This is a genomic window from Shewanella atlantica (assembly GCF_003966265.1).
In the GTDB taxonomy this organism is placed as follows: Bacteria; Pseudomonadota; Gammaproteobacteria; order Enterobacterales; family Shewanellaceae; genus Shewanella; species Shewanella atlantica.
Genome location: NZ_RXNV01000001.1, coordinates 951,286 through 975,671 on the forward strand (window position 1 = coordinate 951,286; position 24,386 = coordinate 975,671).

General features: G+C 45.9%; 27 protein-coding genes. 11 read left to right on the forward strand and 16 right to left on the reverse strand.

The annotated features are described in order from the left end of the window. Window positions 1-3: 3 nt before the first annotated feature. Window positions 4-705, reverse strand: coding sequence for a pseudouridine synthase (locus tag EKG39_RS04095; RefSeq protein ID WP_126504449.1), 702 nt, complete (start codon window positions 703-705; stop codon window positions 4-6). Window positions 706-718: 13 nt separating this feature from the next. Continuing rightward, complete coding sequence (locus EKG39_RS04100) at window positions 719-1,339, reverse strand: helix-turn-helix transcriptional regulator (RefSeq protein ID WP_126504450.1); 621 nt, start codon at window positions 1,337-1,339, stop codon at window positions 719-721. Between the two features lie 152 nt (window positions 1,340-1,491). Between EKG39_RS04100 and EKG39_RS04105 the strand changes: the two genes are divergently transcribed. From EKG39_RS04105 to EKG39_RS04115, 3 genes are read left to right on the forward strand one after another with little or no spacing between them, the layout of a single operon-like run. Next, on the forward strand, window positions 1,492-2,160 hold the full coding sequence (locus EKG39_RS04105; RefSeq protein ID WP_126504451.1) for an NAD(P)H-dependent oxidoreductase: 669 nt from the start codon (window positions 1,492-1,494) through the stop codon (window positions 2,158-2,160). A gap of 21 nt (window positions 2,161-2,181) precedes the next feature. Next, the gene (locus EKG39_RS04110; protein ID WP_126504452.1) at window positions 2,182-2,568 is read left to right on the forward strand and encodes a VOC family protein; all 387 of its coding nucleotides are present in this window, start codon (window positions 2,182-2,184) and stop codon (window positions 2,566-2,568) included. A gap of 32 nt (window positions 2,569-2,600) precedes the next feature. Then, window positions 2,601-3,020, forward strand: coding sequence for a VOC family protein (locus tag EKG39_RS04115; protein WP_126504453.1), 420 nt, complete (start codon window positions 2,601-2,603; stop codon window positions 3,018-3,020). 182 nt (window positions 3,021-3,202) lie between these two features. Here the strand turns inward: EKG39_RS04115 and EKG39_RS04120 are convergent, their stop codons facing one another. Together EKG39_RS04120 and EKG39_RS04125 are read right to left on the reverse strand one after the other, a co-directional pair. Next, the gene (locus EKG39_RS04120) at window positions 3,203-3,451 is read right to left on the reverse strand and encodes a hypothetical protein (protein ID WP_126504454.1); all 249 of its coding nucleotides are present in this window, start codon (window positions 3,449-3,451) and stop codon (window positions 3,203-3,205) included. Window positions 3,452-3,953: 502 nt separating this feature from the next. Next, entirely contained in the window at window positions 3,954-4,292 is a 339-nt protein-coding gene (locus tag EKG39_RS04125; RefSeq protein WP_126504455.1) for a TehB-like domain-containing protein, read from the reverse strand. A gap of 123 nt (window positions 4,293-4,415) precedes the next feature. On the opposite strand from EKG39_RS04125, the gene EKG39_RS04130 reads away from it, so the two are divergent. After that, window positions 4,416-4,886 (forward strand): YcxB family protein, encoded by a 471-nt coding sequence (locus tag EKG39_RS04130; RefSeq protein WP_126504456.1) that lies wholly within the window; start codon window positions 4,416-4,418, stop codon window positions 4,884-4,886. A 254-nt stretch (window positions 4,887-5,140) separates the two neighbouring features. Further along, on the forward strand, window positions 5,141-6,031 hold the full coding sequence (locus EKG39_RS04135; RefSeq protein WP_126504457.1) for a universal stress protein: 891 nt from the start codon (window positions 5,141-5,143) through the stop codon (window positions 6,029-6,031). Window positions 6,032-6,119: 88 nt separating this feature from the next. Here the strand turns inward: EKG39_RS04135 and EKG39_RS04140 are convergent, their stop codons facing one another. After that, on the reverse strand, window positions 6,120-8,330 hold the full coding sequence (locus tag EKG39_RS04140; RefSeq protein WP_126504458.1) for a thiamine pyrophosphate-dependent enzyme: 2,211 nt from the start codon (window positions 8,328-8,330) through the stop codon (window positions 6,120-6,122). Between the two features lie 85 nt (window positions 8,331-8,415). Then, the gene (locus EKG39_RS04145; RefSeq protein ID WP_126504459.1) at window positions 8,416-9,591 is read right to left on the reverse strand and encodes an acyl-CoA dehydrogenase; all 1,176 of its coding nucleotides are present in this window, start codon (window positions 9,589-9,591) and stop codon (window positions 8,416-8,418) included. Between the two features lie 477 nt (window positions 9,592-10,068). On the opposite strand from EKG39_RS04145, the gene EKG39_RS04150 reads away from it, so the two are divergent. The 4 genes from EKG39_RS04150 to EKG39_RS04165 are packed head-to-tail and all read left to right on the forward strand — an operon-like array spanning window position 10,069 to window position 13,452. Beyond that, window positions 10,069-10,953, forward strand: coding sequence for a MipA/OmpV family protein (locus EKG39_RS04150; RefSeq protein WP_126504460.1), 885 nt, complete (start codon window positions 10,069-10,071; stop codon window positions 10,951-10,953). A 5-nt stretch (window positions 10,954-10,958) separates the two neighbouring features. Continuing rightward, on the forward strand, window positions 10,959-11,378 hold the full coding sequence (locus tag EKG39_RS04155; protein WP_126504461.1) for a DUF3019 domain-containing protein: 420 nt from the start codon (window positions 10,959-10,961) through the stop codon (window positions 11,376-11,378). Beyond that, window positions 11,378-12,091 (forward strand): response regulator, encoded by a 714-nt coding sequence (locus EKG39_RS04160; RefSeq protein WP_126504462.1) that lies wholly within the window; start codon window positions 11,378-11,380, stop codon window positions 12,089-12,091. The genes EKG39_RS04155 and EKG39_RS04160 overlap by 1 nt, the downstream gene beginning before the upstream one ends. A gap of 56 nt (window positions 12,092-12,147) precedes the next feature. Then, window positions 12,148-13,452 (forward strand): ATP-binding protein, encoded by a 1,305-nt coding sequence (locus tag EKG39_RS04165; RefSeq protein ID WP_126504463.1) that lies wholly within the window; start codon window positions 12,148-12,150, stop codon window positions 13,450-13,452. A 19-nt stretch (window positions 13,453-13,471) separates the two neighbouring features. Here the strand turns inward: EKG39_RS04165 and EKG39_RS04170 are convergent, their stop codons facing one another. Then, window positions 13,472-13,768: a DUF1289 domain-containing protein gene (locus EKG39_RS04170; protein ID WP_126504464.1), complete on the reverse strand. Its 297-nt coding sequence runs from the start codon at window positions 13,766-13,768 to the stop codon at window positions 13,472-13,474. 162 nt (window positions 13,769-13,930) lie between these two features. On the opposite strand from EKG39_RS04170, the gene EKG39_RS04175 reads away from it, so the two are divergent. Continuing rightward, a complete protein-coding gene (locus EKG39_RS04175; protein ID WP_126504465.1) occupies window positions 13,931-14,473 on the forward strand; it encodes a DUF4136 domain-containing protein in 543 nt (180 codons plus the stop codon). A gap of 98 nt (window positions 14,474-14,571) precedes the next feature. Here the strand turns inward: EKG39_RS04175 and EKG39_RS04180 are convergent, their stop codons facing one another. From EKG39_RS04180 to EKG39_RS04195, 4 genes are all read right to left on the reverse strand, one after another. Next, window positions 14,572-15,018 (reverse strand): energy transducer TonB, encoded by a 447-nt coding sequence (locus EKG39_RS04180; protein WP_126504466.1) that lies wholly within the window; start codon window positions 15,016-15,018, stop codon window positions 14,572-14,574. A gap of 165 nt (window positions 15,019-15,183) precedes the next feature. Then, entirely contained in the window at window positions 15,184-16,653 is a 1,470-nt protein-coding gene (locus tag EKG39_RS04185; protein WP_126504467.1) for an AAA family ATPase, read from the reverse strand. A 153-nt stretch (window positions 16,654-16,806) separates the two neighbouring features. Beyond that, window positions 16,807-17,943 carry an HlyD family secretion protein gene (locus EKG39_RS04190; protein ID WP_126504468.1) on the reverse strand — a complete coding sequence of 379 codons (1,137 nt, stop codon included), beginning with the start codon at window positions 17,941-17,943 and terminating at the stop codon, window positions 16,807-16,809. Between the two features lies 1 nt (window position 17,944). Then, the gene (locus tag EKG39_RS04195; RefSeq protein WP_126504469.1) at window positions 17,945-18,352 is read right to left on the reverse strand and encodes a DUF3302 domain-containing protein; all 408 of its coding nucleotides are present in this window, start codon (window positions 18,350-18,352) and stop codon (window positions 17,945-17,947) included. 312 nt (window positions 18,353-18,664) lie between these two features. Here EKG39_RS04195 and purT point away from each other — a divergent pair, with 312 nt between their 5' ends. Then, window positions 18,665-19,840 (forward strand): formate-dependent phosphoribosylglycinamide formyltransferase, encoded by a 1,176-nt coding sequence (purT, locus tag EKG39_RS04200; RefSeq protein WP_126504470.1) that lies wholly within the window; start codon window positions 18,665-18,667, stop codon window positions 19,838-19,840. A 54-nt stretch (window positions 19,841-19,894) separates the two neighbouring features. Here purT and EKG39_RS04205 read toward each other — a convergent pair whose 3' ends face one another. The 5 genes from EKG39_RS04205 to EKG39_RS04225 all read right to left on the reverse strand — a co-directional run bounded on the left by EKG39_RS04205 (window position 19,895) and on the right by EKG39_RS04225 (window position 24,315). Beyond that, window positions 19,895-20,866: a D-2-hydroxyacid dehydrogenase gene (locus tag EKG39_RS04205; RefSeq protein WP_126504471.1), complete on the reverse strand. Its 972-nt coding sequence runs from the start codon at window positions 20,864-20,866 to the stop codon at window positions 19,895-19,897. Window positions 20,867-21,013: 147 nt separating this feature from the next. Further along, on the reverse strand, window positions 21,014-21,643 hold the full coding sequence (locus EKG39_RS04210) for an outer membrane beta-barrel protein (RefSeq protein ID WP_126504472.1): 630 nt from the start codon (window positions 21,641-21,643) through the stop codon (window positions 21,014-21,016). A 126-nt stretch (window positions 21,644-21,769) separates the two neighbouring features. Beyond that, on the reverse strand, window positions 21,770-22,549 hold the full coding sequence (gene djlA, locus EKG39_RS04215) for a co-chaperone DjlA (RefSeq protein ID WP_126504473.1): 780 nt from the start codon (window positions 22,547-22,549) through the stop codon (window positions 21,770-21,772). Between the two features lie 75 nt (window positions 22,550-22,624). Beyond that, a complete protein-coding gene (gene murU / locus EKG39_RS04220; RefSeq protein ID WP_126504474.1) occupies window positions 22,625-23,314 on the reverse strand; it encodes an N-acetylmuramate alpha-1-phosphate uridylyltransferase MurU in 690 nt (229 codons plus the stop codon). Further along, the gene (locus EKG39_RS04225) at window positions 23,311-24,315 is read right to left on the reverse strand and encodes an aminoglycoside phosphotransferase family protein (protein ID WP_126504475.1); all 1,005 of its coding nucleotides are present in this window, start codon (window positions 24,313-24,315) and stop codon (window positions 23,311-23,313) included. The genes murU and EKG39_RS04225 overlap by 4 nt, the downstream gene beginning before the upstream one ends. Window positions 24,316-24,386: the final 71 nt, after the last annotated feature.

Here is a 24,386-nt window from a genome sequence, read left to right on the forward strand (position 1 = left end):
AAACTACAACGCTATTTCATCTATAGTGAGCGCCCTGCTTTGCCCGGATTTCAAGCCGTCATCGAGCACTATATTTCCTACTGAAATTCGATGTAATCCTATGACAGGGTTGCGAAAACGGCCGAACATGCGCTTAATCTGGTGGTAGCGTCCCTCATAAAGAGTCACCAATGCCGTATAACTATCGACAATTTCGAGCTCTGCCGGCAAGGTGGTAATATCTTCAAACTCAAAATACATACCTTGAGCAAACCCGGAAATATAGTCGGGAGTCAGAGGGTTCTGCAAATGAACACGATAAAGTTTACCTACCTTATGCTCAGGATCCATTAACCGCTTCGACCAACGCCCATCGTTAGTGAGTAAAAGCAGACCTGAAGTATTGAGATCCAACCTACCCACGATATGCAGGCTCTCCTTATCATCTCTGTCCAAGAGGTCTATCACTGTCTTATGTTTATCGTCTATCGTCGCACTCACTACTCCAACGGGCTTATGCAACATGATATAACTGGCTTTGTTCGCTTGTAACACTTTGTCATCCAGACAAATATGAGAAAATTCATCCACGACTTGGTCGATATCACGGGCAAGCTCACCATCGACTCTAACGCGACCTTTGGCCAACATAAGCCGAACATGTTTACGGTTAATACCTGTATTGACGCTGATAAACCGGTCTAATCTGGCGCGCTTCGATTCCATCTCTTTTTTACCACTAGTTAATCGGTGTTATCCGGTAAGCACAACGACGTGCGCCCTCGATAATATGCTCTTCACGGCTAACTTCTGCCTCCTCCTTTAACAGGGTTTGAAACAGATTTAACTCCGAGCGACAGAAGTTAAGGCACTTACTCGCCGCGGCGCAGATAGGACAATGATTTTCCAATAGCCAAAAGTCACTTCCCGCTTCGTTAACCGTTGCCATATAGCCCTCAATCGATCTCAATTCGGCCAATGCTCGGAGCTTAGACTTAAGCGTATCTTCACCGGCTAACCTCTGCTGGTAGAGCTCGAGGGAGCTTTGCTCTCGGTGCAAAATAAGCTTATCCAATCCACTATCGCCAAATACCGTGATAACAGAATCGATCAGTTGAACTGAGAGCTCTTCGTGGCGATCGGAAAAGTGGCTGTTGCTTTTTGGCGTTAGAGACCAGTACCTGGTAGGACGTCCCCGGGGGGCTTTTTTATCCTCGAAGCAGATATCCCCTTCCTCCTCCAAGGCTTGCATATGCTGACGCACTCCCATTGTCGTGAGAGACAACTCAGTGGCAAGCACCTTAGCGGTAAGCGGACCTTGAGTCTTAAGTAGCTGAATGATCTTTTCACTGGTTTTCATAACATCTCCTCTCTGCACCCTATTATTACCGATCCAGATCTTAAGTAAACTTTTTAATTTACTTTTTAGTGAATATCCTCTGTAGCCCCTTTACAAAGTTTAATAAAGCATCTACCTTATAAAACAATTAGTAAATAAAAAGGTTTATTTAAATGAGGTTACTTATTGTCAGTGGCAGCCAAAGAGCTCAGTCACAGAGCGCTAAAGTTGCGAAATATATGAGTTCGGTAGCGACAGGTTATTCAGAGGTCAGTCATATAGAGCTGTGTCGTTTCGACCTACCATTTTGGGACGGTGAGCCCGAGAGTAAATCCGGAGAGGGAAATCCATGGGCCATGATAAGTTATAAGGTTCGTCGAGCCGATGCACTGATCCTAATCACTCCGGAATGGGGTGGGATGGCCTCTCCACTTCTGAAAAACTTCCTATTGATGTGCAATAACCAGGATACCGCCCATAAGCCAGCCCTGTTGGTTTCGGTCGTCAGTGGGATCAGCGGTGCCTACCCGATTGCAGAGCTTAGAATGAACGCACTTAAGAACAACAAACTGGTTGCGCTACCGGACCATCTGATTATTCGAAACGTGACAGAAGTCCTCAATACTCCCCCCCTTCTCGCTAGTTCCTCCCTCGATGCTGAGCTGGATATTGAGTGTGAACTTGGACGTGAATTTGAGTCTGAACGTGAAATTGATTTAAGGGCACGCATCGATTACAGCTTACACATGCTGCATCAATACAGCGGCGCCTTGGTTGGGATCCGTGAGAGACATGAGTCAACTCCCTACCCTAAGCAACAGGAATATTGCTACGGCATGTAGTTTTAGAAAGAGGTCAGAAGCATGAGGATGAATCAAATCACTTTTCCGGTATATGAGATGAAAGCTGCAGTCGACTTTTACCAAAAGATGGGCTTCGAATTGATTGTCGATACCCCCCATTATGCAAGGTTTCACTGCCTGGATGGCGATGCCAGTTTTTCGCTCTCTTTACAGGAAAAAAGCGAGAAGAATACCAGCACGATATACTTCGAGCATGAACGACTCGATGAGCTGGTTCTGCAATTAATCGAACGCGGTTTCGTATTCGACCAGATGCCAACCGACCAGACATACCTCTGGCGAGAGGCCATACTTCATGATCCCAGTGGAAACCAAATTAAACTTTTTTGGGCCGGAAAAAACCGTTTAGACCCGCCCTGGCGAGTAAAAAAGCAGGATCAATTTTAGAAGTTCAAGCTACAAACAACGAGGAGCAAATCATGATACATCTCGAGCACGTAAACTTAGTCGTTGAAGATATCCCTAAAACACTGCACTTTTATCAAACGGTATTCCCACACTGGAAGGTTCGGGGAGGCGGCGTGGGAAACTGGCATGGTAAACCCAGAGACTGGGTCCATTTCGGTGACGACTACCAATACTTAACCTTTAACAATGATGGAGTCGGTGAAAACCGAGATCTAACGGGTCATCAAATTGGGCTGGCTCATTTCGCATTTGTCACCGATGATCTGGATGCAATCATCGAACGACTGGATAAGGCTGGATACCCGGTTGATAAAGAGGGTGCTGAAGATGATTTCAGGCGTAATGTTTACTACATAGACCCAAATGGCTTTGAAGTGGAGTTTGTAGAGTACCTGAGCGATATCCCGTCTGAACGAAACAGATACGATTAACAAAGCGATATAGGATAGGAAGATAGAGAAATAGCATTGAGCCTGATCGACTCAACTTTTCTCATAAACAAAACTGAATATGAAAACCACATGCTCTAAACAAGAGTGTCGCTTGCACTTATCAATGGGGCGCTCCATAGATAAAGCAGCAGATATTATTCAAATAAGAACGATGAACGAGGCTAGCCCAACCAGATGACCAGAGTAAGCAAAATGAGATAGAAAAAGAACCCGGTGATATATACAGAAAAGAAATCATTCTTCGCCAGACGCTTTTCACTATTGAAGACAACCGGGAGATAGAGCGGCTTTTGTATGCGACCAAAAGAGATCACGCCTAACACCACAGCTCCTGTGGTGTAGAGGAGGAATGAGAGTAAAAACTCCCAGAAAAACCAGAAAAAAAGTTCAGCTATGCTTCCTAACAACATGCCTTCTCCTTAATCATCATCTCATTCAACCAACCAGGTTTTATCTCAAGATTGACACAGTACCACTCTAACCACCCGAAGTGTAAATGTCATGTTAACCTTTGTTAACTGCAGGTTTAATGTTCTACTTGTCACATTTTAAGTCTGGCTGAACAATAATCTTAATTAATACAAGGCGAACACGGGGCGATACAGGCAAGCCTGTAGAATCAAGGCGCAGAAGATTTCGCATTAACGGTTGATATAGGGAGTCCAGAGAGTCGAGCGGGTGATAAAAATGATCATTCATCAAGTCGAAGCTGACTGGGGAGGCAGTACAGCCGATAATCGCCCGGAGAAATGCCAACAGCCCAAGCAACTTTCTAACGCTTAACTCTGTCTGATACTAACCGGTATAAAGAAGCTAACAAGCTTTCGGCCTGAATATTCGCTTGCTCAAGCCCTTAATGTCTCTATTGTCTCATTAAGAGCACTGAGTATGATGACCAGGCAGGAATAACAGTCATCGACTTTTCTTTACTTCAAGGTCATTGACTAACGGGGAATCCTTGTGAGCAAAGAAGCGGATCTCAAACTCTGTATCATCCGTTAATGGCTCGACCCGGTGCCAATACTCAGGGTGAGATATTGCCGTTTCATCGGCCTTTACCAGCACTATCTTTTCCGGCTCCCCAAGCCTATCTGCGTAACCATAAAACTTTAACTCTCCACTAAGTACATGGAGCTGACCATAGACACCTATTTTTGTATAGTGAGGTTCCAGCAATACCTTAGGCACACTTTTTCTGGTAAATACACAGGTCGATTGGTAGTTAATATAGCCCTTGGGAACGAATGACATCTCTATACCTTAACGAATTGCCTATCATCATTTGATTATAGGTTCCCCATTATAAAAATTACTAGATTTGAAATGAGATAGGTTAAGGTTAAACTAAGGTCAAACTCCACCAAGCCGATACCAATGAACTCTCCTTTTAGTTTCACCAGTCGCTATATTCTTGATAAAACACATTTCAGTGAATGCTTCGATGAGTCGGTAACTATCGATAAATCCCCCAGAGCTTACTACAAGGCGATTGGATTTATTTTAGTAGGTACGGCGTTATTGCTCACAGGCACGAATGCCTATGCTTCTCTCTTTCTTGTCGGCCTGGGCGCTTTAGAAGCCTTAAGTGTTAAATTTAAGAAAACCTGGTGGTTATGGCGGCAGATGATGAGCAAGGCTGCGAGCAATGAAGTAAAACTCACTATAGATGAACAAGGAATTAGCAGCGAATCAATCTATGTTAACAGCTCTATTTTATGGTCTGAGATCACCGAGTTAACTGTGACAAACAGAGGTTTTCTAATCAAAAACTCGAAAGGTATGAACTATATCTCTAAACGTTCTCTGGATGCTGCGGCCATCGAATTTATTAAGAGCAAGGCATAATACCAGTCTCATTAATATAGGTCATCACGCTCTCAGCCTCCCCTCTCCATTATTCATCTCATTAATACAGGGCTTGCCTCTCGACAGGCCCGAGTACTCATTCAAAACCAAATAAAAAAAACCATAAAAACAGCCTGTTAAAAAAGTAGACGATTAAGCACTATAAAAGGGTAATCTTAGTCAAAATCATTCTTATTTGGCCCACTTCTTTTGCTGATGTTTCGTCTACAGTTTACCAAGGGTTCCTAAATCAGATGAGCGTATTTATGATTGCATACAGACATATCTTAGCCGTAGTCGATACTCGCTCACCGACACAAAATGCCCTGCGTAAGGCGCTAATTTTAGCCGATAAAACTGACGCTAAACTGACCTTACTGGAAGTCCCCCCTAAGCACACTTTACTCTCAAGGCTGACCCACTCAAGTTCAAGCATCAATCCGTTCGTGGTTCATGAAAAAATTATTGAACAATACCGTGCTCAGGGAATAGAAATAGAGAGCAAGACTCGCCTCAATAACAGTGTCTCCAAAGCGATATTGGAGGAGCTCGAGCACGAACAATACGATCTCGTCATTCTCAACTATAAGCACCATCATCCTCTATTTCATGAGTTTTCATTTGCAGATGAATGGCGACTACTCAGAGAGAGTGACGTTGCCGTAATGTTGGTTGGGGCAAATGAGTGGGGAGAGAATGGCCATATCCTTACCGCGATAGAGACAGATGACGGGAGTCATCAACACAACACCTTCAATCAAAAGCTACTCGATGAAACCGAGCATATTGCCAGCCTTCTCAGTAGCGACATTCATCTTGTAAACTGCTTTCTTGAGCAAAACATCAGTATGGCGATAAAGCCACCCAAGGTGAAACATCATCGTATGAATGACCAGAGTCGTCACTGGATAAACTTAGTCGATTCGGCCAGGGCCCATCAGATCGAAAACAGCCACTTACATTTAGAAGAGGGGTTACCGGATCACATAATCCCCAATATGGCAGAAAAGTATGGAGCCAACATAGTCATACTTGGCGCCGGAGAACACCATGGGTTATTCAGCCAATTTAAGGGACACACCAGTGAACACATCATAGATCAGCTTAACTGCGATATCTTCGCAATCAAACCCTCATCAAGCTAAATACGGTGTGAATCATTCGTGTAGATGAGATCGACAAACTGGCTATTTTTTATCTAAATAACCGTCTCTAATAAACCCCTCGCATTAACTAGCCGTTTATCATGGCTATAGCAGCCTCAACGATGCTCTCTTTACTCGGTAGCGGCAGTATTGACGCATCGGCCAGAGGAATAAAGCAATCATCGGCTGTTATTCTGGCCAAGTGTGGGCATTGCTCACCTAAAATTTCTACAAACCCAGTCATAACCGCCTCGCTTATAGACCCAGTCTTACGACACTCATCGACGATTAAGATATGTTTACACAGCCTTGCACTCGCAACGATTGCATCAAGGTTTAACGGTGCCAGCCAACGAATATCAACCACCCTGACCCTAATACCTCTTGCCAACAAAACGTGCTCGGCCTGACGGCTCAGATAATAACCATTAGCGTAACTGATAATGCAGAGTTCAACTCCTTCACCATATTGTGCAATTTCACCTACTGCTAATGGCTCAGCCTCTTGCTCGGGGATATAGTCGCTCGCCCATAACCCGTCATCTTTCTCATGAAGATCTTTAGTCATATAAAGCGCGATGGGCTCAAGAAAGACAACAAGCCTTTGCTCCTCGAGCGCCAACCTGACACTCTCCCTGAGCATCCTTATTGCGTCGGCGCCGTTTGAGGGGCAGGCGATAATAACTCCGGGAATATCCCTTAGAACGGCGAAGGAGTTGTCATTATGAAAGTGTCCTCCAAACCCTTTTTGATAGGCAAGACCTGCAATGCGGATCACCATAGGATTGGTGAATTGGCCATCGGAAAAGAAGGAGATAGTCGCAGCCTCCCCCCTAATTTGGTCTTCCGCATTATGAAGATAGGCGAGAAACTGGATCTCCGGGATAGGTAATATTCCATTGTGGGCCATGCCGATAGCCAAACCAAGAATCGAGGTCTCATCTAAGAGTGTATTGATCACTCTGTTGGGACCAAAACGCTCAACTAAACGGGAGGTCACATGGTAGACCCCTCCCTTTTTCCCCACATCTTCGCCGAACACTAAGATCTGCTTATAACGGGCCATCAACTCCGTTAATGTAAGGTTGAGCAACTTGGCCATATGAAGAGGCTTTTTCAATGCCTGCCTGTCGGCCTTAAGTAACGCTTCCCTCCTGGCTGCATCCAGAGGCAATACCTCAGAGACAACCGCCTTATCAGGCACTATCGATTTCATTATCTGCTCTGCGGTCTCAAGCTTTGGCCTTGTCACCGCCACTTTGGATAGTGCCTCAATCTGTTCTTTCAGGCTCAGATAGAGTGTGATGATCTGCCCGGCATTCATGAGGCCCGCCGCAATAAGTTGTCCGGCACTGACCAACAAGGGGTCTTGGGATTCATTATCTAAAATTTGTTGCTCGCTCATGTAGGCTATCTCGGCATCACTGCCTGCATGACCCATCAGGCGAACGGTGCGAACATGTAAAAAAACCGGCTTTCGGAACTTCCGGGCATAATCCGCGGCAGCTTTACTCACCTTGTAGCAGTCCAGAATATCTCTGCCATCACAATGAAAATATTGAAGGCCTGCTCGTTGACTGAAATTTGCCGAGATCCACCCCTTAGGTGTCGGCGTCGAAATGCCTATGCCATTATCCTCACAGATAAATACTAAGGGCAACGGCACCTGTTGATAGGCCGCCCAACAAGCTGAGTTGATCGCACTTTGAGCGCAGGCATGATTAGCCGAGGCGTCACCAAAACTACATAGGACCACGCTATCAGATGGCATTTGTGACTCGAGCGACAAGCGGTCGCCCAAAGGGATACTTAATGCGGCGCCAACAGCTTTGGGGAGGTGTGAGGCGATAGTTGAGGTTTGGGGAGGAATATTGAGCCCTTTACTCCCCAACACTTTATGGCGCCCACCTGAGATCGGATCTTCACTGGATGCAGAAAAAGAGAGCAGCATATCGTAGAGTAACGTCTCTTGTGTAAGGTGACGTCCCCGCTCTAACATAAAGGCGGCACTCCGATAATGAAGAAATGCCATATCCTGGAGCTTAAATGCGAGCCCATATGCGGCATTACCTTCATGGCCAGAGCTGCCTATGGTGTAAAATCCCTGATTGCGAGCTCGCATCTGTCTCGACTCTAAATCCAATAGGCGGCTCTTGAGTTGAGACTCAAATAATCCGATAAACTCGCTATCTGATAAACCCAGCCTCAGATGTGACCAGCCCTCACCTATCTGACTGAACTCTTGTTTTCTGACCCGCTCGATGAAACATCGATCTATTGCTATGCCTCTATCTTCCATAATGCGGGTTACCTTTTTGATTAATCCACTCCAGGGGAAAAGACACCAAAGCTTAGTTATTGATCCTTATACCTATTGGTATGCCTCAACAAAATGCTTGAATACCTGTCTGAGCCCTTCCTAGAATCAATGCATGAATATCATGGGTTCCCTCATAGGTATTTACCGCCTCCAGGTTCATAACATGACGAATAATATGAAATTCATCGGAGATTCCGTTACCGCCATGCATATCACGAGACATACGGGCAATATCCAGAGCCTTACCACAGGAGTTGCGTTTAATCATAGAGATGGCTTCGACGGCTAATGCGTCATTATCCATTAACCTTCCCGCCTGCAAGCACGCAAAGAGACCCAGACTGATCTCGGTTTGCATATCTACCAATTTCTTTTGGATCAACTGGTTTGATGCTAAGGGGCGATTAAATTGAATACGATCCAGCGTATATTGACGAGCCGCATGCCAGCAAAATTCGGCGGCACCTAATGCTCCCCAGGCGATCCCATAACGAGCCTTATTCAAGCAACCAAATGGCCCCTTCAATCCCAGTGCATTTGGCATCAGCGCCGTTTCAGGCACTTCGACATTATCCATGACAATTTCACCCGTAACAGAAGCCCGAAGAGAAAACTTCCCCTCGATTTTCGGTGCACTCAGTCCAGGCATCCCTTTTTCGAGAATAAAGCCACGGATCTTGCCCTCAAGTTTGGCCCATACAATGAAAATATCGGCAATGGGTGAATTGGTTATCCACATTTTGGCCCCATTGATTCGGTAGCCCCCCTCTATGCGCTCGGCTCTGGTCTTCATTCCCCCGGGATCAGAGCCGGCATCAGGCTCTGTTAACCCGAAACAACCGACCCATTCGCCGCTGGCAAGTTTTGGCAGATATTTTTCCCTTTGCTCTTCCGTGCCATAGGCATGAATTGGGTGCATCACAAGAGAGGACTGCACGCTCATTGCCGAGCGATATCCACTATCGACCCGTTCAATTTCGCGAGCTATTAAGCCATAGCTCACATAGCTGACGTTTGAGCAGCCATATTTTTCAGGTAGAGTAGCACCCAGCAAACCCATTTCACCGAGTTCATTCATGATGTCTCGGTCGAAATGTTCATCTCGATTGGCCATCAAAATCCGGCTCATGAGTTTGTCCTGAGCGTAGTCATAAACACTGTCACGCACCATCCTCTCCTCTTGGGAGAGTAGAGCGTTAAACTGCAGGGGATCTGTCCAGTCAAAATGCACTCGCGCCATTTTTATTATCCTTTCTTGAGACTATAACCAGTTATGATGAAACGGGTTTATCGATAAGAACTCGATGAAACAGCTAGCTTAAGCATAATTAAGTTTCAGGAAAAATATTCTTTTTCTTTAGCCTCCATAGCTTTTTTCTATAACGATCTGCTCTGACAGCTGCTCTGACAATGGGATAGCCAGTACGTACAAGGTGGATATCATGAAGTGGGTAATGACAAATTGGATTGAAAATAGATAACAAAAAACAAAAGATTGTAATGAACAAAACGGAACGTCATCAGTTTGTAACCAGATCCCCGTCAAAAACACACAAGCCAGGATCACAATAAAAACACAACAAACACAAGTTAAAAACACTCCGTGCCACGCTGTATCAGTTTGCATCAAAATTGATTAAATCACTGCCTAATCTTGTTTGAAGTGATACTCTGTTACCCATTATGTTAATTCTGTGATGAGTATATAAACGGCGTCATGAAAAAGCTAAAAGTGCTTCTGCTAAGCTTCATCCTTCTTCCCGTATCGGTCTGGGCCGATGTGGTGGACTCCTGTGGGGAAAAGGTTGAGTGTATAGAGATTGGCAGATGGGATGTAGGCCTTGCACTTGGCTATGGTAACAGAACCAACCCGCTCAAAGATTATGACGATATACCTATCTATTTAGTCCCGACCTTTGCTTACTACGGAGACTCCTGGTTCTTCGAAAATGGTAATTTCGGCTACACACTCTCCGAACAGGAGAAGTTCACGATCAACCTGACCACGAGTCTCAGCAGCGATAGCGCCTACTTTCATCGCTGGGACCCATCAAATATTTTTATCGCCGGCACCAATAAATTTGAGCCTAAAGCACTATTAAATTCGACCTCCCAGACACCAACGGTAGTGAGAGCGGTACAGGAGCCCGAGATTGGTAAATTAGATAAACGACACTTTACCTATTTAGGTGGAGTAGAAGCATTTTTCTACACTCGTGCCGGCACAATTAATCTATCGTTGGCACATGACCTGTTAAATGTGCACCAGGGAACAGAAGCTAAGCTCAAATGGCTTTACAACCTGGCGGTCGAAGATTGGAAATTTGAATTGGCCCTCACTTTCGACTGGAAGAGTGAAGAGCTTGTAGATTATTACTATGGTATCAGACCCGACGAGAGTCGCTACTGGAGCGAGGCATATCAAGCCAAGTCTGCACTGAATACCGGGATCGAACTAACGAGTCACTATATAATCACCCAGCATTGGGATCTGCTATTTTTAGCCAGATACACGCATATCGGCGATGAAATTGTTGCAAGTCCCCTGCTAAATGAAGACTATACCAGTACCTTTTTTGTCGGCGCAGCCTACAGGTTTTAGCACGGGTGTTATTGTCGATATTTAGATTTATATTTTTTGGGAGCATTAGCCTCGCCTTAGCGAGCTGCTTTGCCGTGGCCGCTGATGAATATGATACATCAGGCTATAAACTTAAGATGTCACCCGAGTTTTGCATCACTTCAGAAGATGAACTGACCTGTGAACTCACTCTCGTTCTAGAGTGGGATAATGAACCTTTCAGGCCCATATGCATCTTATCTGATTATAAAGAGATGACGAAGTGGTGTGCCGAGTCGGCACAGACCCACTCCTTAACTTTGAATATCAAAGCAACTGACGATATTCAATTTGTAATGATCGATAAAGAGACACACCAAACATTAGCTGGAGTCAAACTCAAAGTTACACCGGCCTCCGAGCCGAAAGTTCGACGACGCTATCGCAACCCATGGAGTTTATTCTAATGACAGACCCTCAATCGACCCATAGAGTTTTACTGGTAGAAGATGACATTCGTCTCGCAAACCTGATTGTGGATTATTTAAAGTCGCATGGAATGCACGTAGAAGTTGAGCGCCGGGGAGATACGGTTTTAACTCGGCTAATCAGCTACAAGCCTGATATTATTCTATTGGATATCATGCTACCCGGAATGGATGGCCTGACACTGTGTGAAAAACTACCCGACTACTTTGCCGGCCCGATTCTGCTTATGAGTGCACTAGGCTCAAATGAGGATCAGATCAAAGGACTGGAGTTAGGTGCCGATGACTACGTTGTTAAACCCGTCGATCCTGCGCTGCTGATCGCCAGAATTAACAATCTGTTACGCCGTACCGCTAAGCCACCTAAGGTTGAATCTCACTGCCTGAGCTTTGGTAAACTAAGTATCGACCCACACACACAAGCCATCAGACTCGGTGATATTGAAGTCGATCTGACCAGCCATGAATTTGAACTACTATGGCTATTGGCCTCACAAGCCGGACAAGTATTGAGCCGCCAATATATCTATCAATACCTGCTCAATATTGATTTTGACGGTAAGGATAGAAAAATTGATGTCAGAGTCTCCCGCCTGAGAAAGAAATTGGGCGATAATATCGAGACACCATTCAGGATTAAAACGGTCTGGGGTCAGGGATACCTGTTTGCTCCTGAAGCTTGGAGCAACTAGTTGCTAGGGTCAATTTATCGAGTGGCCAGTTCAACATATTTATTATGGAAAAATAATTGAAACGACTTTTTATCAGTCTCTACCTGCTGCTAAGCCTCAGTGTTTTAGGTATAGGCTGGACACTCGATAGCATCTGGCAGAATAATGTCGAAGAGAGTGGTGCATTAGATGCACCACTTATCGCTTTGGCGCAGTTGCTGGCTAAGCTCCCTGAAGAGCAGCGCCATTTATATCTTCAAGAGTTAAACCAAAATCCTGACTACCCCATAAAGCTGATTGATGCCGGTCAAATAGCGATGACGGACCAAAGCTCACTCACAGCAAACAGTGTGCTTATCACCGAACAAGACGATGACCATGAGCTTCACTTCGTTAAAGTAAAAGATCAGATCTTAGTCGCCGGCCCAATCGAGATCGACCCCAGAAAGAGATTACGCGGGCTATTCACCCTATTTTTCTACCTCTCTTTAGCCTTTATCGCCTTAATCTGGGTTTGGCCACTCTCGAGGGATATTAAGACTCTGAGAAATGCGACTAAGGAGTTTGGTCAGGCAAATTGGGACACCCAGATAACCTTATCCTCTCGCTCTCAGGTATTGCCTCTGGCTATCACCTTTAACGAAATGGCGCAGCAGATCAGCACCCTTATCGAGAATCAGAAACATCTTTCGAACGCCGTTTCACATGAGATCCGTACCCCACTTGCCCGACTGAAATTTGCCTTGGCCTTAATGCCGCAATATTGCAAACCTGAATCTGACGAGCAGCGAAGAACTGATTTTTTAAACGATATGCAGCAAGATGTGAAGGAGATGGAGAATCTACTTCAGGAGCTCTTAACCTACGCCAGCCTTGAATCACAACGCAAAGAGGTTCAACTCGAACATTGTGATCTCAGCGTGTTAACTAAACAAACCATAGATAGGCTTTCTTCAACAACAGCGGCACCGATCGTGTTTGAAAACAGTGAAGACCCAGTCTATCTCATGGGCGATCCCTCTCTCATAGAAAGGGCGATACAAAATCTGATCACCAATGCACAACGATTTGGGCGTCAATCGATTCAGGTTGAAATAAAGCAGACCCCAGAGCTGATATCACTCTCGGTTACAGACGATGGTCAGGGGATCCCCTTTGAAGACCAATGCAAGATATTTGAGCCCTTCTATCGCAGCCAGTCAGTTCAGAATGGTAATAAAGGCCATGGACTAGGACTGGCAATCATCAAGCGAATCATGGAGCGTCACAACGGCAAGGTTACCCTCGAAAGCCGGGAGGGATACACCAGCTTCACACTGATGTGGCCTACACCTGCCCAGTCTAAAAATAAGGCTCAGAATAAGAGCCGGATAAAAAAATGAGCAAGGAAAGCAAAATCGATTAAACAGCTGGTGAGTCCGGATCAGCATCCTCGCCGACACCAAAATCTAAAGATGAGTTTATCACAGCCCTCTGCTGCACCAGTTGGGCTTTTTTCGTCTTTAATATCGCCAGCTGCCTGCGACGCTTACGCTGTTTGCATAAACGGATCACATCATATTTTTTGGCATCAGAGAACTCGAGCCAGTTAAAACGCTCATCTCTATTTCGCAAACAGCCCTTACAATACCCTCTCGCATCGGTCTGACAGATACCGATACAGGGACTGGGGATCTCAAAAAACTCTAACTGCTCCATACCCTAACTGTGCCAAAACCCTTTGGTTATCTGAATATGTAATACCTTAAACATAACTGATAACTATTCAGCTGGCTAAGTTTTATTCATTTAAAGCTGATACTATTAAAGGGTTCGTTAATATCGCATTGAATGAATCTGTCCTTACATAGAGAAATTAAGATGAAACTTAGTCGCTTATCCGCTTTACTCCTCTCTGGTTTATTATTGTCTGCTTGCGCCGCTAAACCTAAGAGTGACTACGATGTCGGCTACGACTTCAGCCAGCTAAAGAGTTTCATTGAGTTCTCACCGACTCAGACTAACGATCCCATCAGCTCTACCAGAATCATCAATGCCATCAATGGTGCATTGACCGCTAAAGGATTTATCAGGGACGAAGTAGATCCCAGTTTCAAGATCACATACACCTTCAAGGTCGATAACAAACCTAAAGACTCCGGCGTATCGATAGGGCTGGGGACTGGCACTTGGGGAAGTAATGGCGGCATCAGCATAGGTACTAGCGTGGGTGTGCCTATCGGAAGTGATACCGCTAAAATTCAGACCATACAGATAGATATCATAGACGCACAGAGCAACAAGCTCATATGGCGAGGCAGTGATAAGTTTAACTTCGATGCAGGCGGCGAAGAAAAGGCCGAGGATACTCACAACACAGTGTCAAAAATTCTCTCTCAATTTCCGCCTAAGAAAGCAGACTAAATAATTTGAAAACACTATGGGGAGTTAAGTTTAGATATAACTCCCTAATTTCATTAAGCGTTGGTGTTAATACCCGCACTAATCACAGATTAAAATCATCACTCTGGAGGCAGCTTAAAACTAAGCGATATTGCATGACATGGCAACATCTCCCCCTGATAGACCCAAGTCGATAGTGCTTCAATCCCAGCTTGATCGAAAACACCAGCTGGAGATGATTCTAACATAGTAATATTGATAGGCTTTCCATCAACAGAGAGATCAAACTCCATCGATACATGCCCCTCTACTCCAAGCCTTTTAGCATTAGCGGGGTAGATAGGCTCACGAACGATTTTAGTCCTAGCTAGGTGATGGTTATACTCATAATGCTCAAACTGATACTCATCAACTCGTATGCACCTAGAGGGATATTGCTTCACCCCCTTGCTCACTAAAAGCTCTCTCTCTATCTGCTCACTATTATTAACTCCACACCCTGAAAGTGACGTAAATGCCAGACCGCATAATAGCAATCGGCCGAATATAAGCTGAGTTCCATTCATTTCATTATCCTTATATTTATAATACCGAACAGTAATAAGAAGGTCATAAATCCATTTATACAGATAATAACTCACAAAACAATGCTCAAAAATTTAGCATCAATAAATGAAGAAAAAACGATACAAAATCGATAACAACAGAGCTTAAATAGATATTATGAGTTTCTATTGATGCGCATTTACAGTTCGTTCCGAAGCCCAATCTCTGAGTGCCTGGAGCTTTTCTCGCATCACCACTGAAAGTGGTCTGGTTTTCATTAACTCTTCGATGAGCAGGCTCTGTTCCACCTCTCTGTCCGATGCCTTTGCCGTATAGATGGCGGAGATGATCGCTTGCTCTATCTCTGCCCCGGAAAATCCCCGGCTCACCTTCGACAGTTGAGCCCAATCAAAGCGGTTAGGATCTAACTGACGACGCTTGACATGAATAAGAAATATCGCCTGACGGATCTCGTCATCCGGCAGGTCGACGAAGAAGATCTCATCCATACGACCTTTGCGCATCAGTTCGGGGGGCAATGCCGATATATCGTTTGCGGTCGCCACCATGAAGACATCAGATTTTCGCTCAGACATCCAGGTCAGAATGGTGCCTAAAATTCGTTTTGAGGTACCGTCATCACTACTGCCGCTACTTAAACCTTTCTCTATTTCATCGATCCACAATACACAGGGCGACATAAGATCGGCCAACTCTAAAGCATGACGCAGGTTCTTCTCTGTCTCACCGATATATTTATTATAAAGGGCCGACATATCCATTCTCAGCAAGGGACGTTGCCACATGCCAGCTACGGCTTTCGCCGCCAGACTCTTACCACTGCCCTGCACGCCGAGCAGCAGTATCCCTTTGGGCTGATCTTCGAGGGCCTGTGTTTTACCCGAGGGCGCTCTCTGATTTAACCACTTTTTCAAATTGTGCAGACCCGCCACCTCAGAGAAGTCACTGGTATCGTATTCAAACTGCAGTACACCTTTCATATCCAGCAGCTCAAACTTGCCCCGGTTTACCATATCGACATCTGAGTGAGTGATCGCCCCGTCATCGACAATGGCTTTATGGGCAAGACGGCGGGCATCATCAAATGTCAGCCCCCTTAGGTTATTAGCGAGTTTAGATACTGCGGAGTCATCTACATCAAGTACCAGCCCCTCACTCTTAACTTGCTCTACCTGCTCATAGATAAGGTTTTGTAGCTGAGCCGTGTTAGGCAGAGAGATACGAAAATGGGCGCAGTAACGCTTAATCTCTGGCGGGATCTGAAAGGCATGACTCACCAACACTATGGTATGTTTTAAAGACTCATACTCCAGCGCTATCTCTTTGAGCAGACGCACATTCTTAGGCGCGTTTTCGACAAAGGGATGAAAGTCACACAGCACATAGATCCCCTGCTGCTCGGTAGATTTAATCTGGCCTAAGATATCGGCAGGTTCACTATTAAATTTTTGAGTGCCGATAGCACGATCGACCCGCGTCAGTCCCTGAGTAATACTCCAGGTAAACAAAGGTTGATAGAGAATCGAAGACACTTTCTTCAGCAGTTCGACGACCCGATACTCCTCATAGGTTTCGATAACCACAATCGGGGTATTTGAGCGTAATACGGCGGTTAAATCTCTGATATCTTGCATCGATTAATACCAATTCAGTTAATTATCTGATTATTCAGCGGGAGCCCCCGCTACTCCATTTTGGTATTACCTGATAAAAAAAGTAAAGGGACAATCTAATGTCCCTTTATTTATTTTCAGCTCGTAGCTCGGCAGTATTAACTCACTGCATAGTTAATGAAACAAATAGTTGAGCCAGCCCAGCATTCTCAGTATAACTTTGCGCATTACAGCAACATGAGAGAAATGCTCGGTATAGATGGCCGCCTGACCCGCCACACCTGCAGGGAATGCGCTTTTCACATCATGATCGTCAAGCTCAATCAGCACGACAGCCCTTCCTCTCGGCATTAATACCATAGAGGAGATCAATACGCCTCGCGATTGTAGCTCTCCCTCGGCCATTGCGGGTAAGATTTTGGCTACCCGTCCCTTAAACACGACACCAGGGGCCGCATCTAAGATCACTTCGGCCTCATCGCCTTCTTTTAATCGTAACAGTGAGTTTTGCCAGAAAGCGCCGGCAAAATAGCGCTGCTCATCGGGAATAAAGCTCACCAATGAACGCAGTGGCATAGGTACCGCCACAATACCGGGACGCAGCGCCATCTGAGTGACCATGCCATCGCTCGGCGCCCTGACAACCGTCATCTCCAGATCGAACAGCGCTTTCTCGAGCTCTCCCTGGATCCCTGCAACTTTAGTATTGACGCCATCGACATTCGATTGGAACGCGAGCCGGACTCTTAGCTCTTCTGCTTTAACCGAGCTCAGTTGTGCTTCCGATGCTAAATAGAGCTGACGCTTGTTATCGAGCTCAAGCTCGGTAAATGGCGAGTTAACACCACCTTTTTTCTTACCTTTGGCATAACGTTCGAATGCCGACTTAGTCCTGTCTTTGTCCGCTGTCGCTCGCTCGACACTGGCCAGTGCAGCCTGCCATGCAGCTTCGAGCTGTGGCACCTCTTGCTCTGCAGAGACTAACGCCGCACGTTTCTGCTTAACCACAGCCTCAAAGGGACGTGGATCGATGCGAAATAGCACATCCCCTTTCTTAATAGGAACATTAGGTTTAACTTCAACTTCCGTCACTATTCCACGTACCGCTGGATTAATCGGTACCGTAACAAACACCTCTTTCGCAAATGGAGTATAGGGGTGGTTGTAGTTCATCAGCAGGATCAAGGCGCCTACGATAAATATTCCGCCTAAGATAGCCGTTGGAACTGTCCACTTAGTCAACGGAATTTTAAAAATCTTAAAAATGGCAATACAGATCGCTGTGTAAGTAAGAATCAGTAATAGATCCATCTTATACCTCCGTCTTACTTGTTGTGTGTTCACCGACATCGGTTTGCGCGTCGGCGGTTATGACCGGCTTTTCACCAGACTGCTCTATCGATTGCAAGCGTAACTCTAACTGAGTCACCGTTTCACTAAGCAGCTTCACCTCACCTTCCAGGGCCAACTCGCGTTCGATAACAGAATTGAACCCCCAACCTCGATCTTCCCGATACAAGGTGGCCCAGATCCAGAGAAATGGCCAGATGGCATGCAGGGTAAACAGGCTCACCCAGCCGGCTACATGCAGCGCATCCTGCTGCGGGTGGTTACGCTTCTTGGCAATTTCGTAGGGAATATCATGAATGACGATAACACCGTAAAAAATGAAAATTGCGACAAAGAAAATCACACCTAATGCAAAGTAATCCAGAAACACTACTCGCTCCTTACACCCGTATATCCACCGTCATCGGTCATATTTAGGTGTTTGTTTTTATTGGTTAAGACAGCCCCAACCTCTGAAACATTCTCTCAACATTTCATTAGCAATACCAGTGGTATTTTAAGCAGAAACACAGTATTCCGTGCCCCTAAAGTGATCCACTACACACTTGTAACCCTTGTTTCAACTATATTCAGCCATCAATGTAATATAGTGAATAAAAGAGCAAACATAAGCTCAAAAACAGAAAAAAACTAACTTAGCCTTAACAGCTAATACCTGTATAAAAAAAATAAGGTACCCACAATGATAGGAACACCACATTCAAATGGCGCACTTCGCGCCATGCTTCTCGGCTGCGGCGAACTCGGCAAAGAGGTGGCAATCGAACTACAGCGTATGGGAGTAGAGGTGATCGGTGTCGATCGATACCCTAACGCTCCTGCAATGCAAATCGCCCACAGATTTCATGTCATCAATATGCTCGATGGCGATGCGCTGAGAAACATTATTGAACAGGAGCAACCCCATCTGGTTATTCCTGAAATTGAGGCCATCGCGACCCAAACCTTAGTTGAGATGGAAGCGGAAGGTGTCAATATCGTGCCTACAGCTAAAGCTACACAGCTGACTATGGACAGAGAAGGGATCAGACGTCTGGCAGCAGAAACCTTAGGCCTTCCGACCTCACCCTACTTTTTTTGCGATACACAAGCCGAGTTTGAGCTAGCCATCGAAAACATTGGCATGCCCTGTGTCGTAAAGCCGGTAATGAGCTCATCGGGTAAAGGACAAAGCGTTATCCGCGAATCGGGGCAGGTACTCAACGCATGGAACTATGCCCAGGAGGGAGGTCGTGCGGGTGGAGGCCGGGTTATTGTAGAAGGCTTTGTCCCCTTCGATTACGAGATCACCCTGCTCACGGTAAGTGCAGCTAATGGCATCCACTTCTGTGATCCCATAGGACACAGGCAGGAAGATGGTGACTATCGTGAATCCTGGCAGCCTCAGGCCATGTCTGCTCAAGTGTTGGCCAAATCCCAGGAGATAGGTCGTAAAGTTGTCGAAGCACTTGGTGGCTACGGTCTATTCGGCGTCGAACTGTTTATTAAGGGCGATGAGGTCTATTTCTCTGAAGTCTCCCCGCGCCCACACGATACCGGGCTTGTGACCTTGATAAGCCAAGACCTATCCGAATTTGCCCTGCATGCGCGCGCCATTCTTGGTTTGCCTGTCTCCAATATCGCTCAGCATGGCCCAAGTGCGTCAGCTGTGATTCTGGCGGAGGGAAAATCTAACAATATTCGCTATCAGGGAATGGCAGCGGCGCTGGAAGCCCCAGACACTCAGCTGCGTCTGTTCGCAAAACCTGAGATCGATGGACGTCGCCGTCTGGGTGTTGCCCTGGCCCGTGGTGAAAGTATCGATAACGCGATAGATAAGGCGCTGGTTTGTGCCGGTAAGGTTGAAGTTATCTTATAGAAAGCGGTTTATATGAAAGCCACCTCCCGGATCATAACGTCCGGGAAGATGGGCTCAGTTCACCCTGTTCACAGGCTCTGCCAATAGAAAAGCCCGCAAATTATCTACCGCTATATCCAGTAAACTTTGCCTGGCCTCACGTGTGGCCCAGGAGTTATGGGGAGTGATACTTATGTTGACGGCACTGAGTAACGGGTTGTCTGCCTGTGGTGGCTCTGTCGAGAGCACATCGACACCGGCGGCCGCGATCTCCCCTTCGTCTAAGGCCTGTTTCAACGCCGCCTCATCGATTAATCCCCCACGTGCGGTATTGATCAAGATAGCACTCGAGCGCATCTTATCAAGCACAGTGCGGTTGATTATCTTATCTGTCGCCTCAGTCAAAGGACAGTGCAAAGATAGGATATCGACCTGAGGTATCATCGAGTCGAAGGCGGTCCATTTTACACCCAGTGGCAAGTCGAGGGGCTCTGTGCGCGTATTGACTAACACCTTCATTCCGAAGGCTAAGGCAATATTCGCAACCTGTCTGCCGATAGCGCCATACCCCATCAAACCTAAGGTTTTTCCCTTTAGGGATTGCAGCGGTGCCAGGGTAAAACAGAAGTCTTCACAGCCAGTCCACTTTCCCTCTGACACGGCACTATGGTGAATACTGACTCTCTGGGTATGGTGAAGGATATGAGCGAACACCATCTGCGCCACGGCATCCGGGCCATAACCGGGCACATTGGTCACGATAACTCCCCGCTCTGTTGCAGTGTTCAGGTCAACCACATTTGTGCCCGTAGCAAGCACTCCTATGTATTTAAGGTTCGGAAGCTGAAATAAGGCTTCGGCTGTAATAAGCGTTTTATTGGTGAAGATGATATCGGCACCCGATGCGCGACAGATAAGCTCAGCCTCAGAGGTTCGGTCAAAGCAGTTAAATTGTCCTTCACCATCCTGTTTGGCAATATCAGCCAAGGCTTGCCAGTCAAGATCGCCGGGATTTAACGTATAACCATCGAGTACGACTATATTCATCTGTCACCTTAGAATTCAGGAGTTAAGACTTAGAGCTTAGAGCTTAGAGCTTAGAGCTTAGAGCTTAGAGCTTAGAGCTTAGAGCTTAGAGCTTAGAGCTTAGAACTTAGAACTTAGAACTTAGAACTTAAAACTTAAATCTAGTACCTAGAACTTAAGCTTAACGCCGAGATTCGCCTGCCCCTGCCACATGATGTCGGAGCTAATAGACCAGAGGCAATCTCCACCGTCACAAAACAGTGCGCTACTACTATTAACAAAGGTGGCATAACCTCTGGCGTCGGCAAACAATGAGAAAGCCTCTGTCATCTGATATTCGATGCCAGCACCGAAGCCCATTGAAAATCGTGATTCGGTCGAGTAATTATCACCCGGACGCATCTGAGTCAGGCCTAAACTGGCCGTTACATAGGGCTTGAGGTTTCCATTGGGAAAGTAGAGTGAACCACCGAGGTGGAAATAATCCACATTTAAGTCGGTGATAACATTGGGGCTGAAACTGCCTCCGGTTCTAAGGTCAGTATCTTGGTGACTATAGAGAAAATAGATATCGCCCGGGTCATTGGTCGTTACGCCCGCAATGAATCCGTAATGTCCGGACTCAGAGATCTTTAATGAACCCGGCTCCCCTGTATTTTCGGCAGTGATATCAAACTCGCTGGCACCGAAACTATAACCACCAAAAGGGGCGACAAACACTTCGGCCACGACCGGTGTAGTAACAAAAACAGACGCCGCAACTAAAACCGAAAACGGCAAGTGGTCTCTAATTTTCATAACAAATCCTTTTATATACTCGACAAAATTATATCTATATATGCCACAAGTATACACATGCCTACTCGGCGTGACACTTTAAACCCTGACCACCAGTGATAAATCATCGATCCCAGCCTGAGAAGCTTAACGCATTCCTCTGTCGCTCTTCACTCTGTCATAAGCCGCCTGAATATCTTGCGCTTTCACTTTGGCTAACTCCATCATCTCTTGTGGTAATCCCTTAGCGACCAACTTATCTGGGTGGTGTTCATTCATTAACTTGCGATAACTACGCTTAACCTCTTGATCCGAAGATGCTTCTGATAACCCAAGTAGGTCATAAGCATCCTCAATCGTGGTCTGATTATTATTGCCACCTTGATGAAAATTAAATTCTGCTTGCCAGCGTTTGAGTAGTTCGTCCAGCTGACTGGCACTGAAACCTAACTCTTGAGCCACGGTTAACAGGACCGAGTGCTCCTTAGGATCGAGTTTGGCGTCAGATAAAGCGGTCTGGATCTGGATCTCCAGAAACATCTGCAGCAACTCTTTTCGGCCCATAGAGATGAGTCGAAATGTCTTAAGGCAAGCCTTAATATCGAAGTCACTCTCTTTACCCTCTTTAAAGGCCGCTTGGGCTTCTTTTCTCGCCTCTCCCTTGAGTTGCATCTGATCCATCAACAAGGTGGCGATACGGATATCATTTTCGGTGACTTGACCCGAAGCTTTCGCCACATGCCCCATCACGGCAAAGGTTGTATTAAAAAAGAGTGTCTGCCTATTGGCGCCTTTGCCTATGATGCCGCTAAGTTCGGCGCTTTTCTTATCATAAAGATGGCCTAACCACAGACCAATCAAACCACCAATGATTCGACCAAACATGAAGCCGATAGCGAAGCCAAAAAACTTACCCCAAATACGCATCAATAAACCTTACTCATAACATTAGTTGAAACTAAAAAATAAAAATTGAGATCTGGGTAGCCGATATCGATCGGCTTATCCCACCTCTTGCTGTCGACGCTCTAACTTGTCTAAACGTTCCTTCGTCCCTACATCACACCAAAAGCCCGGAAAATGTGAACCAGAAACCGCCCTTAACGCCATTTTCTCTCTTAGTAACGGCGCTAACGGAAAGCCATTATCCGGTGTATTTTCAAAAAGTGAAGGGTGATATATCCCCATACCAGAAAACGTTAGTGTCGGTTCATTATCAAGGATATCAGCTGCAACCAGGCCATCTCTTAAAGGAAAGTCCCCCTTGGGGTGCTGCTCCGGGTTATCTACCAACCATAGATGGGCAAGCTTTCCATCAAGCAGTTCGGTCGAATTCGGCTCGGAAAAATCGGGCAAGTCATCAATAAAGATGTCGCCATTAATCACCAGAAAAGGACGATTGCCCAATAAAGGTAATGCCTGTTTTATCCCTCCACCGGTTTCTAATGCGCTGGACTCTGCACTGTAGAGAATAGTGATGCCCCACCGACTACCGTCTCCCAATGCTTGAACCAACTTATCACCTAGCCAGGCGTGATTGATGATAATCTCGCTGATACCAGCCTTAGCCAGACGCTCTATGTGGTAGACAATTAATGGCTTGCCATCGACTCTGACCAGAGGTTTCGGAACCGAGTCGGTCAGAGGACGTAACCTCTCTCCCCGACCCGCCGCTAAGATCATCGCCTTCATCTGTTTTCCTCAAAAGTTGGAATAATCAGAGTTTCAACCCAATGACAAAAGTCAGACAGCTCGTGGTAACACCCTGAAATATCTCGGATATATTGTAGTGTTAACGGGATATCATTCATATAAGCAGGCTTGTCATCTCTGTATTTCAGTCTGGCAAAAATCCCCGCGGCCTTAATATGGCGCTGTAAGCCCATAAGGTCGAACCATCTGCGATAGGTTTCCAGCGGAAGATTCTCATCTAGCGAACCGGCCTCAATCAGCTGATGAAAATGCCTTAACATCAACATTTCCACGAGCTCATCAGGCCAGCGAACATAGCAATCTCTGAGCAAAGACACCGCATCATAGGTTATCGGTCCTAATACGGCATCCTGAAAATCGATAACATTCAGTTGGCCATTTTTCAGCATTAAATTACGGCTATGATAATCCCTATGCATCCCGACCACAGGCTGTTCTGCGGCGTTATGGATCAAGACTGAATAGGTTCTATCCAACATAGATTGCGTCGTATCATCGAGTTCAATATCGAGATGATGGTTTATCAACCATTCAGTAAAAATTTCCAATTCTCGTTTTACAAATTCGCCGTCGTACAGGGGCAGTGGAAATTCACCGTTATCCCTGACCCTGCTCACCCTATCCAGGAGGGCTAGAGCTTGTCCGTAATATCGTTCAACATTATCTGGGGTTAACTCAGATAGCAGCTGCACGTCCCCCAAGTCGCTCAGTAAAAGAAAACCATCTTCAACATTTATTTCAATAACTTGTGGCGTGAGAACCCCTTTGCTTTTGTAGGCGTTTGCCAGCTTAACAAACGGCATCACCGGAATCAGTTCTGGCGGAGAGTCCATAACGATAAAACTCTTGCCGGCGCTCTGAACCCGAAAATAGCGCCTGAAACTGGCATCACCGGAGATCAATTCCGGGGTGACTTGTGTATCAAAAATTCGGTTTAGCCATGCATTTAAAACAAGAAATCTGGGATCTGACAAGGGCACCTCATGGCTCTTATGGAAAAATTGCTTTATTATAAAGCAAAATGGAAACAGCTAATAAGCTCAATCTCGAT